Here is a 12104-nt window from a genome sequence, read left to right on the forward strand (position 1 = left end):
ATGAAGAAGCGATCGCCGACTACGACAAAGCCTTAGAATTCAAACCAGATTTACACGAAGCCTGGTTCAATCGGGGCCATGCACTGGGTGATTTAGGCAGGCTAGAAGAAGCGCTCGCCTCCTTCGACAAAGCCTTAGAATTCAAACCAGATAAACACGAAGCCTGGTTCAATCGGGGCATTGTACTGGGTAAATTAGGCAGGCTAGAAGATGCGATCGCCGACTACGACAAAGCCTTAGAATTCAAACCAGAAGACCTCGAAGCCTGGTTCAATCGGGGCGTTGCACTGGATAATGTAGGCAGGCATGAAGAAGCGATCGCCGACTACGACAAAGCCTTAGAATTCAAACCAGATTTACACGAAGCCTGGAACAATCGGGGCGTTGCACTGGGTAATTTAGGCAGGCATGAAGAGGCGATCGCCTCCTATGACAAAGCCTTAGAAATCAAACCAGATTTTCACGTAGCCGGGTCGAATCGGGGCATTGCACTGGATGATTTAGGCAGGCTTGTTGAAGATACGATCGCCTCCTACGACAAAGCCTTAGAATTCAAACCAGATAATCACGAAGCCTGGCACAATTGGGGCAATGCAATGTATAATTTAGGCAGTCTGGAAGATGCGATCGCCTCCTACGACAAAGCCTTAGAATTCAAACCAGATTATCACGCAGCCTGGTTGAGTCGGGGCAATGCACTGGATAATTTAGGCAGGCTTGAAGATGCGATCGCCTCCTACGACAAAGCCTTAGAAATCAAACCAGATTATCGCGAAGCCTGGTTCAATCGGGGAGTTGCACTGTATAATTTAGGCTGGCTAGAAGAGGCGATCGCCTCTTACGACAAAGCCTTAGAAATTAAACCAGATAATCACGAAGCCTGGAACAATCGGGGCATTGCACTGGATAATTTAGGAAAATTTAAAGATGCGATCGCCTCCTACGACAAAGCCTTAGAATTCAAACCAGATTATCACGAATACTGGTCGAATCGGGGCGTTGCACTGTATAATTTAGGCAGGCTTGAAGATGCGATCGCCTCCTACGACAAAGCCTTAGAATTCAAACCAGATTATCACGAAGCCTGGTTGAGTCGGGGCTTTGCACTGCGTAATTTACGCAGGCTTGAAGAGGCGATTGCCTCCTACGACAAAGCCTTAAAATTCAAACCAGATTATCACCAAGCATTTTATAATAAAGCTTGCTGTTATGGGTTACGCAGTCAAATTTACCAAGTAATTCAGAATTTGCAGCGTGCGATCGATCTGAATCCTGACGAATACCGAGAAATCGCAAAAACTGATTCGGATTTTGACAGCATTCGATCGGATACTCGGTTTCAAGCCTTGATTCAAGAATAGGGATTGGCCCTTGGGCGGGGCGGGTTTATGAGATTGTCGATTTTAGGCAATTATTGTTGGTAAAACCCGCCCCTACAGCATCACAAACACTCTCATTATTTCTTAGTCCGCGCAGGCGGACTTGGTTTGTGTAGACGCGGTTTCAACCGCCGGCTTATCTGAATAAATAGTACAATTAAACTTAGATACTTCTCGGAGATAAACACTATGCAAGTCACAACCGAAGAAATCATTTATCCTTCCAGCGACGGTCAACCAATGGCAGAAAGCACAATTCAATACGAATTAATTGTCAAAATCAAAGAAGGTTGCGAATCGCTGTTTAAAGATGACCCAAACGTTTTTGTAGCCGCCGATTTACTGTGGTATCCCGTTGAGGGGAAACCCGAAATTTCTCAAGCACCTGATACGATGGTGATATTTGGGAGACCAAAGGGCGATCGCCTTTCCTACATACAATATCGAGAGAATAATATTGGCCCTCAAGTCGTATTTGAGATTCGCTCCCACAACGACAGCAACACTAAAATGAATAAGAAACTTTCATTTTACCAGCGTCATGGAGTTGAGGAGTATTACCTTTACGATCCAGAAAGAAATGAGTTGGAAGGTTGGCAAAGAATTGAGGGAAATTTAGAAGTAATTGAGCCGATGGAGGGATGGATTAGTCCGAGATTAGGTGTGCGGTTTGAGTTGGGAGAAGATGGGTTAGAAATTTATCGACCTAATGGAGAAAAGTTTCTTTCCTATGCGGAATTAGAAGCAGAGAGGTTATTAGATCGTCAGCGCCTACAACAAGAATCTCAAAGGGCAGAACAAGCAAATCAAAGGGCCCAACAAGAATCTCAAAGGGCCGAACAAGCAGATCGAAGGGCCGAACAAGCAAATCAAATTGCTCAACGTTTAGCTGCTAAACTGCGCGAATTGAACATCGATCCAGATAGCATTTAACTCCGAATAAATGCTCATCAACCCGGTTTGTTTGAAAAATCTGGTTTCTGGCGATCGCGGTTATTTGTGGTTTTAACGTAATCCTGTCAGCCCGATCGCCCTTTCCTCTTTTCTACGCAGTCATCTAAAAAATTAGTATTAATCTATACCTAGAAATCGAAGATACAGGACTAATATGAAAAAACTTGAAAAAGTTCCCAAAATCCTGTAAAATTGCGATAAATAACCAAATAATATCGATCGAAAGCACTCACAGGCGAAAAAGATCGCATATAAAAAAGAAAAGTATCAATTAGATAGAAAATGAGGTGAAACCCCTTGCAAAAAGTAGCAAGCATAGAAAAGCCGATCGACTCAGGGGAAAAATCCATAGAAGTCAACACCCAAAAGGCTCAAACCTTGTACGATCGCGGCAACGCCCTAGAAGCAATGGGACGATTCCAAGCTGCGATCGAATCTTGGGAACAAGCGATCGCACTTGAACCAAAATTTTATGAAGCGCGGTACAACCAAGGCGTAGCCCTCAGAAAATTGGGACAGCTAGAAGCAGCGATCGCAGCCTACAACAAATCCCTACAAATCAAACCAAACAATCCCGAAGGGTGGTATAACCGCGCCAACGTTTTGCAGAAGCTAAACAAATTCTCAGAAGCGATCGCCTCCTACGAACAGGCGATCGCACTCAACCCAAGCTACCACGAAGCTTGGACGAACCGCGGCAACACCCTCGTCAACTTGGAAAAATTCTCAGAAGCGATCGACTCCTACGACAAAGCCATCGCCATCAAACCAGACTACTGCGAAGCTTGGTACAACAAAGCATTTACCCTAAGAAAATTTGACAAAAATGTAGCGGCGATCGCATCCTGCGACAAAGCGATCGAACTCAAACCAGACTTGCATCAAGCCTGGTACAACCGCGGCTTAGCCCTAGCCGATGAAAAACTCTACCCGGAAGCCGTCGCCTCTTACGATAAAACCCTGCAACTGCGGCCGAATTCCCCCGAAGTCTGGAACAAACGCGGCACGGCGATCGCACAAATGGGACAATTTGAAGCAGCGATCGCATCCTGGGACAAAGCCCTCGCACTCAAGCCAGACTACAGCGAAACCTGGTACAACCGCGGCTTAGCCTTCGCCAACTTACAGCGCTTTGAAGAAGCAATTGCTTCTTGGGACAAAACCGTAGAGTTGCAGCCAGACAACACTGAAGCCTGGTACAACCGCGCCGTCGCCCTCAGAAAAATTAAACGATTTACCGAAGCGATCGCCTCCTACGATAAAATCATTGCACTCACACCCGACGATCCAAACCTTTACTATCAAAAAGGTTGCGTTTACGCCCTGGAAAAACAAGCAGGCGATCGCAGCACAAACAGCCCCGAAGCCTTAGCAAATATCACCGACAAAGCGATCGAAAACTTGTCCAAGGCGATCGAACTCAATCCGAACAAATACCGGAAACTGTGCAAAAATCACTCAAAATTGCGTACAATACTAGAATAAGTGCGGTTTTTAGCTTGATTTCAGGGTAGCGATGATTGATGGATACCGATGCCGCACTGCAACCTTTTTAGGCAAAACAGCACCACAAACCCCAATCATGCAAACCCTAGACAAAACTCAAGCAAAATTCGCTCAATTAGCAGCCCACCTCAGAGAAGTTACCGACATCGAATCAGCCTCGTCGCTGCTGCATTGGGATCAAGCAACCTATATGCCCGCCAAAGGTGCAAGTGCCAGAGGCCGCCAGTTGGCCACCCTCAAACAAATATCCCACGAAAAATTTACCGACCCCAAAATCGGCGAACTCTTAGAAGACTTGCGTTTCTACGAACAAACCCTCCCCTACGACTCCACCGCAGCCAGCCTGATCCGCATCGCCCGCAGAGACTACGATCGCGCCTCCAGAGTCCCCGCCACCTTCATGTCCGCACTCTGCCGCCACCAAGCCGACTGCTACGAAGCTTGGGCTACAGCCAAAGCAGCCAACAACTTCGCAGCCGTCGAGCCGTATCTCGAAAAAACCCTAGAATTAAGCAGGCAATACGCCGACTTTTTCCCCGGATACGAACATATCGCCGATCCTTTGATCGATCGCAGCGACTACGGTATGAAAGTATCCCTGCTGCGCCCGCTTTTCGCCAAACTGCGTCAAGAATTAGTGCCGATAGTCGAAGCCATCACCTCCCAACCACCCGCTGACGACTCCTGCTTGCACCAAAACTTTCCCGAATCCCAGCAACTAGAATTCACCCGCACAGTCGTAGAACGCATGGGGTACGACTTCCAGCGGGGACGGCAAGACACCACCCTGCACCCGTTCATGACCAACTTCTCCATAGACGACGTGCGAATCACCACTCGCGTCTACGAAGACCACCTGGATCAAGCACTCTTCAGCAGCATCCACGAAGCCGGACACGCCCTCTACGAACTCGGAAATTCCCCGGAATTTGAAGGTACGCTTCTCGCAGGCGGCATTTCCTCCGGCGTGCACGAAAGTCAGTCGCGACTTTGGGAAAATTTGGTCGGGCGCAGCCGCGGTTTTTGGGAATGTTTCTACCCGCAACTCCAAGGCGTATTTTTGCGACAGTTGGGACACGTATCCACTGACGCATTTTACCGGGCAATTAACAAAGTCTCGCGATCGCTCGTCCGTACCGATGCTGACGAAGTAACCTACAACCTCCACGTCGCCATCCGCTTTGACCTAGAATTGGCAATGGTAGAGGGAAAACTAGCAGTGCGAGACCTCCCCGAAGCCTGGAACGAACGCTATCAAACCGACCTCGGCGTTGTTCCCGCCACCGACAGCGAAGGCGCGATGCAAGATGTTCACTGGTATGTTGGTACGATCGGCGGAATGTTCCAAGGTTACACCCTCGGCAACTTGATGAGCGCCCAATTCTACGAAACAGCAGTAAAAATCAATCCTGAAATTCCCGTAGAAATAGAACAGGGCAATTTTACCGTACTCCACGACTGGCTAAAACAAAATATCTACCAGCACGGCCGCAAATACACCGCCGTCGAATTGATCGATCGGGTTACAGGTTCACCTTTAAGTATCGATCCCTTTATCCGCTACATTCGCCACAAATACGGGGAATTTTATGTCATTTGAGGGATAGCAAGTTCAGATTGCGGACTTTAAAATTACATTAAAAAAAGTAGCCCCCTAAAAAAAAGGGCGATACTAATACAGTATCGCCTAATTTGACAGCGACCATCAAAAATCTTAAATAAGGGAGTATCTATGTCTGAACTCTTTCAGGCTGTTATCGCCAGCGACGAAAAAACAGACTTGCGTCAGTTGGTCAGCGATTTGCGGGCTTTGGGTAACAAATATTTACTGCGAAACGACATAGTTAACGCTTTTGCTGCCTACTGCACCAAATACGAAAAGCCGGAACAGTTCCATCAATCTTCTCTTTTGAGCAAACTGATTTACTACGTTCAGGAAATTATTCTTGAAGAGGACAGCATTTGCGTCCTGCTGCGACCAAAAATTGCTACTATAGAAATAGTGCGAGTTGGAGACGACTTGACACTCGAGCCGATGACAGTGCAAGAATTGCTCGACGTGCGCGATCGCTTCGTCAACCACTTTCACCCCCAAGAAGGCGACATCCTCGAACTAGATTTCGGCCCGTTTTACGACTACTCCCCCACAATTCGCGACCCCAAAAACATCGGCAAAGGAGTGCAATTCCTCAACCGATACCTGTCCAGCAAACTGTTCCAAGACCCCAGACAGTGGCAGGAAACTCTATTTAATTTCTTGCGAATTCACCGCTACAACGGCGTACAATTACTAATTAACGATCGCATAAAATCCCAAGAACAACTTTCCGAACAAATCAAAAAAGCCCTCACCTTTGTCAGCGAACTTTCTGAACAAGAACCCTACGAAAGATTTCGATTAGTTCTGCAAATGATGGGTTTGGAGGCAGGTTGGGGAAATACCGCATCCCGCGTGCGTGAAACCCTAGGAATTCTTGACGAATTAATTGATTCCCCCGATCCGCAAACCCTAGAAGCATTTATTTCTCGCATCCCGATGATTTTCAAAATCGTCCTAGTTTCTCCTCACGGCTGGTTCGGGCAAGAAGGAGTTTTGGGGCGGCCGGATACGGGAGGCCAGGTAGTTTATGTCCTCGATCAAGCGAAGAATTTAGAGAAACAACTGCAAGAAGACATTCATCTTGCCGGTCTTGATAGTTTAGGCGTAAAACCTAAAGTAATTATTCTCACCAGGTTAATTCCTAACAGCGACGGCACGCGCTGTAACGAACGTTTGGAAAAAGTTTACGGCACCGAAAATGCTTGGATTTTGCGGGTTCCCTTCCGGGAGTTCAATCCCAAACTGACTCAAAATTGGATTTCGAGATTCGAGATTTGGCCTTATTTGGAAACATACGCGATCGATGCAGAAAAAGAGTTGCTTGCTGAGTTTCAGGGCAAGCCAGATTTAATTGTCGGCAACTATTCCGACGGCAACTTGGTAGCGTTTTTGCTGTCTCGCAAACTCAAAGTTACTCAGTGCAATATAGCCCATGCGCTGGAAAAATCTAAATATTTGTTCAGCAATCTCTACTGGCAAGAATCCGAGGAAAAGTACCATTTTGCGCTGCAATTTACTGCCGATTTAATTGCCATGAATGCAGCGAATTGTATTGTCAGCAGCACCTATCAAGAGATTGTGGGCAAACCCGATAGTGTCGGCCAGTACGAATCTTACAATTGTTTTACCATGCCGGATTTGTACCACGTTGTGAACGGGATTGAACTGTTCAGCCCTAAATTCAACGTCGTGCCGCCGGGAGTCAACGAAAGCGTGTACTTTCCCTACACGCGGATCGAAGACCGGGTGCAAGGCGATCGCGATCGGCTCAACGAGTTACTTTTTACCCTGGAAGACCCCGAACAAGTCTTTGGAAAACTCGACGACCCGCAAAAGCGCCCTTTATTTTCGATGGCCAGGCTCGATCGCATTAAAAACCTGACAGGCTTAGCAGAATTGTTTGGTAAAAGCCAGGAATTGCAAGAAAAATGCAACTTAATTCTAGTAGCCGGCAAGCTCAGGGTCGAAGAAACCGAAGACTACGAAGAAGCCGAAGAAATTAAAAAGCTCTACGCAATTATCGACCAATACAACCTTCACGGTAAAATTCGCTGGCTGGGAGTGAGGCTGTCCAAAAGCCTGTCCGGCGAAATCTACCGGGTAATCGCCGACGGCCAAGGTATATTTGTTCAGCCAGCCTTATTTGAAGCTTTCGGCTTAACAATTCTCGAAGCAATGATTACCGGCATTCCCACTTTCGGGACGCAGTTTGGAGGCCCGCTGGAAATCATTCAAGATGGTATAAATGGGTTTTATATCAACCCGACCAACCACGAGGAAACCGCCCAAAAAATTCTAGATTTTTTATCGAAGTGCGAACACAATCCCAACTATTGGTATGAAATTTCAACACGAGGAATTGACCGAGTTTACAGCACGTATACATGGAAAATTCACACTACCAAACTGCTGACGCTGGCACGGACTTACGGTTTCTGGAACTACTCGTCCAAGGAAAACCGCGAAGATATGCTCCGCTACCTAGAAGCGCTGTTTTATCTGATTTACAAGCCGAGAGCCAAGGCTTTATTGGCAGAACACGCGAACCGATAAGTGGCGACTTTTGCTTCTTACGGGCTGGTTGAAGGAAAAAACTTGGTCTCTCACCGATCGACTTTTTACACAACCCGCCCGTAAAGATTTGTGAATGACAGCAGGTTTTATACAAGAGGACTGAGGCTAAGAAACGCGGTTTCTACTAAAATATTGGCTTTAGTAACAAAACATCTCGGAATCAACCGGGTTTCTGAGGAATAGTGCGAACCAACTTCTACTTCCAAATCGCAACTCCTGAGTGCGGCCGTCCCCATTGCCGAACTTCTAGAAGCTGTGGCAGATATAGCAATCGCGCCCGACGGTTAGGACGTTCTTAATCGCCCTTTCCCCATGCTGTCGATTGCAACTTTGGTCTTCCTTCTTTTTACCCGCTCAGCTTCGCCGCTATAGCCTTCTTCTTTCAGCTAGATTTCTCAGAAAGCAGTCCGGGTAATACAATTAGATTTAGAAACATGAAAACAGCGAAACCTTGTCAAACCTCACCCACAGGATGAAATTTATGCGTGTGACTACTGTTACGATTTTCAGCTTGATCGCTCTGCTCGCTCCCGCCTTGACCAGAAAGGCAACTGCTGCTTTCGACTCCCAACCCTTGGTGCAGGAACAGTACCGCAGAGACTTTGCCGCTCCCGCCGATCGGGGTGCGTCGGCATCGCCCGAGGAAAATTCCCAAGGAGATATGTTTAACAAGCCTTTTTACGCGGGCGAGCAGGCTCCAGTGAGAAAGGAAAAAACTATCTCGGCGGGAGCTGACGGGCCAGAAGTTGCGGCCATACAGCAGCGCTTGCAGGTGCACAGTTTCAAGGTAGGGACGATCGACGGTTCCTATGGCTCTCGCACTACATCGGCTGTCAGTGCCTTTCAAGAGTCTAAGGGGTTGAAGTCAGACGGCATTGTGGACAAAGAAACTTGGACAGCTTTAGCAGCAGATCCGGCGCCTGCTCGTGAAACTGTGCAGAGCAAGGCTCCCATTGAGAGCAATGCTGCTGTTCCCGGCAATCCTCCAACTGTTCTAAATAAAGGCGCTGTCGGTTCCAAAGTGAAGACGCTACAGGTGCGTTTGGAAATACAGGGTTACGATCCAGGCCCGATCGACGGCATTTTTGGCGCTCGCACTGCTACGGCTGTCAAGAACTTTCAGAAATTTAAGGGTTTCACGGCTGACGGCATGGTGGACGAAACAACCTGGAAAGCGCTGGGCCAAAAGTAAGTGACAAGTGAAAAATACGGAAAATTGCTGTGGCGATAACTCATGATTGAACCCGGTGTCCAAAAATGACCGGGTTTCTCGATGTTGGGCGATCGAGCAATGCGGTCATCAGCCTGCGGATTTATCAGTGGGTCGCTTTATTTTATCTAAAATCTAAAATCTAAAATCTAAAATCGATTGACCGATCGCTCTGTCGTGTGCTATAGTATTTGAATGTCAAAATGCGGATATGGCGAAATTGGCAGACGCGCCAGATTTAGGTTCTGGTTCCGAAAGGAGTGAAGGTTCAAGTCCTTTTATCCGCATAGCAGATGGTATTCCCAAAGTAAAAACCCCACCGGGTGTACAGTAACAAATTATTTGTCACTGTACAGAAAGATTGCGAAAATTGAAGGCTGAACTAGAAATTTTCTATGATAGTTTGAGCGATCGCACTACTCTATATTCTGTAAATTACCAGCTATGAACATTCAGTTGGTTGATATCGTTTCCGGTTGGATCGTAATTATATATTTGGATTGTCAGTGCGAGCGTCTCGCTCGCGGCATGGATCGCGAGCGAGACGCTCGCACTACTACTGTATGATTCCGACGTAACCGGATTTGATATGACTCCTTAATTCAAGTCATTGAGTCGCTGACACCTGAAGAGAGTTTGCTGTTTCAAGAAAAACTCTCAGCTAGGGCGATTCAGAGTACGCCTGGAGTCTGTGGAGGAAATGCCCGGATTCGCAACACCCGCATTCCTGTTTGGACACTGGTTTCGCTTCACCAACAGGGCGCTGATGAGGCTGAGTTACTTCGGAATTATCCAGTCTTGGAGGATCGCGATTTAGAGAATGCTTGGCGTTATTACGATCGCCACCGCGAAGAAATCGATCGCATTATTGTTTCTCATCAAACCGAATAGTAGAATACTAGATAGCTAACAGAGGAAGTTTAAATATGGAACTGAATCAGTATTTTGATTTCTTAGCAGCGGATGATATTCGCATTAAAGGACATCGCATCGGGATTGAGACGGTACTGTATGAGTATCTTTATCGAGAACGCACCGCCGAAGAAATTCAGCAACTCTATCCATCTCTAACTTTAGCAGAAGTTTACACAACTATTTTGTATTATTTGCTGAACAAGGAATCAGTAAGTCAATATATACAAGATTGGTTGGAATGGTCGCATCAACAGCGAAAGATCCAAGTAGCCAATCCCCATCCGGCGACAGAAAGATTGCGAAAATTGAAAGCTGAATGGGAAAGACAATCTGTTATCCAGGGTGCTTGATCGATGGCGCTAAAATATTTAATGGACGAGAATGTTACGCCCATTTATGCTACACAACTTCGGCGAAAACGCCCTGATTTAGTAGTTTGGGCAGTGGGCGAAATTGGTACACCCCCAAAAAGCACTCTCGATCCGGAGATTTTGGTGTGGTGTGAGGAGCGTAACTTTATTTTGGTGACAAACAATCGCAAGTCAATGCCCGTACATTTGGTAGATCATCTGGCTCAAGGTGGTCATATTCCAGGGATTTTCGTTTTGAATCAGGATTTAAGTATTGGGCAAAATATTGAGGAATTGATTGTGATTGTTGATGGTTCGTTTGATAACGAATACCAAGACCGAATCATTCATCTCCCTTTAACATAAATCTACTAAACAAAAAATGTGTAGCCTTTTTCCTCCCCAGATTCCTCGCGGGTGGCAAGAAACCGGGTTTTTGCTGAGAATACCCGTTACAGTCGTAGAAACCCAAAAAAACCCGGTTATGAAGGTTTTGATGCGTAGGCCACGGAGGACACGGCAATGCCGTTTCCCTACCCCAAAATAATCGACGATCGCCCTCCCTCGGATATAATCATCGCCAGATTAATTGTAGGGAAACGGCACTGCCGTGTCCTAATTTCTTTGGTGGTGATGCGTAAACCCAGAAACCGGGTTTTTGCGAGAATAATTGGTGACAGTCAGAGACATGGGAAAAAACCCGGTTTCTACGGGTGGTGATGCGTAGGCAGCGGAGGAGACGGCATTGCCGTTTCCCTACGATAATTTTGGGGTAGGGAAACGACACTGCCGTCTCCTTTTTTGGGCCGTGTCCTAATTCTTTCCCCACCAAGCAAAAAATCCTGTCACAATAAAATGAAGACTACCGAGAGACAAAGGATATGACGAGAGAAGAGTTGTTGCAGTTAATCGACAAAGCGGCTGATGAGGGCCAGACAGAATTGGATTTGGCGGGGTTGGGGTTGGAGGAATTCCCGCCGGAGATTGGCAAGTGCACGCAGCTTCAGATGTTGGTGTTGGGGAAGGTGGAAGACTGGGAATGGGTTGGTGATAAACTGACTCCGAAACTAATCACCAATCAATTAAGCGCACTACCGGAAGAATTGCGATCGCTGAAAAATTTGCGTTCGATCGACCTCACCGGCAATCCATTCGGAAGAATACCGGGATTGCTGCTGGAAATGAAGCAATTAGAACGTTTAGATTTAACCAGTATTGGTTTGACAGAAATTCCCGAAGCGCTCGCCTCCTTGTCCAATCTGACAACACTTGACCTCAGTAACAATCAGATAACAGAAATTCCCGAAGCGCTCGCCTCCTTGTCCAATCTGACAACACTTGACCTCAGTAACAATCAAATAACAGAAATTCCCGAAGCGCTCGCCTCCTTGTCCAATCTGACAACACTTGACCTCAGTAACAATCAGATAACAGAAATTCCCGAAGCGCTCGCCTCCTTGTCCAATCTGACAACACTTGACCTCAGTAACAATCAGATAACAGAAATTCCCGAAGCGCTCGCCTCCTTGTCCAATCTGACAACACTTGACCTCAGTAACAATCAGATAACAGAAATTCCCGAAGCGCTCGCCTCCTTGTCCAATCTGACAACACTT

Annotated in this window: 12 protein-coding genes and 1 tRNA gene; all 13 read left to right on the forward strand. The window is 46.8% G+C overall.

Features of this window, described 5'->3' with window-relative positions; translation table 11 throughout:
- On the forward strand, positions 1–1361 hold a 1361-nt coding region (locus QUA56_RS04775), incomplete at its 5' end, for a tetratricopeptide repeat protein (protein WP_333353928.1).
- A gap of 207 nt (positions 1362–1568) precedes the next feature.
- The gene (locus QUA56_RS04780) at positions 1569–2312 is read left to right on the forward strand and encodes a Uma2 family endonuclease (protein ID WP_333353931.1); all 744 of its coding nucleotides are present in this window, start codon (positions 1569–1571) and stop codon (positions 2310–2312) included.
- 318 nt (positions 2313–2630) lie between these two features.
- Positions 2631–3818: a tetratricopeptide repeat protein gene (locus tag QUA56_RS04785; RefSeq protein WP_333353935.1), complete on the forward strand. Its 1188-nt coding sequence runs from the start codon at positions 2631–2633 to the stop codon at positions 3816–3818.
- A 97-nt stretch (positions 3819–3915) separates the two neighbouring features.
- Positions 3916–5439, forward strand: coding sequence for a carboxypeptidase M32 (locus tag QUA56_RS04790; RefSeq protein WP_333354072.1), 1524 nt, complete (start codon positions 3916–3918; stop codon positions 5437–5439).
- A 132-nt stretch (positions 5440–5571) separates the two neighbouring features.
- On the forward strand, positions 5572–7992 hold the full coding sequence (locus tag QUA56_RS04795; protein ID WP_333353938.1) for a sucrose synthase: 2421 nt from the start codon (positions 5572–5574) through the stop codon (positions 7990–7992).
- A 502-nt stretch (positions 7993–8494) separates the two neighbouring features.
- Positions 8495–9205 (forward strand): peptidoglycan-binding protein, encoded by a 711-nt coding sequence (locus QUA56_RS04800; protein ID WP_333353941.1) that lies wholly within the window; start codon positions 8495–8497, stop codon positions 9203–9205.
- 223 nt (positions 9206–9428) lie between these two features.
- Positions 9429–9510: transfer RNA gene (locus QUA56_RS04805), tRNA-Leu, on the forward strand.
- Positions 9511–9667: 157 nt separating this feature from the next.
- Positions 9668–9790, forward strand: a complete 123-nt coding sequence (locus QUA56_RS04810) for a hypothetical protein (protein ID WP_333353944.1) — start codon at positions 9668–9670, stop codon at positions 9788–9790.
- Positions 9791–9859: 69 nt separating this feature from the next.
- On the forward strand, positions 9860–10114 hold the full coding sequence (locus QUA56_RS04815; RefSeq protein ID WP_333353947.1) for a DUF433 domain-containing protein: 255 nt from the start codon (positions 9860–9862) through the stop codon (positions 10112–10114).
- Between the two features lie 35 nt (positions 10115–10149).
- The gene (locus tag QUA56_RS04820) at positions 10150–10488 is read left to right on the forward strand and encodes a DUF433 domain-containing protein (protein ID WP_333353950.1); all 339 of its coding nucleotides are present in this window, start codon (positions 10150–10152) and stop codon (positions 10486–10488) included.
- 3 nt (positions 10489–10491) lie between these two features.
- Positions 10492–10854, forward strand: coding sequence for a DUF5615 family PIN-like protein (locus QUA56_RS04825; protein WP_190741144.1), 363 nt, complete (start codon positions 10492–10494; stop codon positions 10852–10854).
- Positions 10855–11010: 156 nt separating this feature from the next.
- Entirely contained in the window at positions 11011–11208 is a 198-nt protein-coding gene (locus tag QUA56_RS04830) for a hypothetical protein (RefSeq protein WP_333353953.1), read from the forward strand.
- Positions 11209–11369: 161 nt separating this feature from the next.
- On the forward strand, positions 11370–12104 hold a 735-nt coding region (locus QUA56_RS04835), incomplete at its 3' end, for a leucine-rich repeat protein (protein WP_333353956.1).

The sequence above is a fragment of the Microcoleus sp. N3A4 genome, from assembly GCF_036701805.1.
Classification (GTDB): Bacteria; Cyanobacteriota; Cyanobacteriia; order Cyanobacteriales; family Microcoleaceae; genus Microcoleus.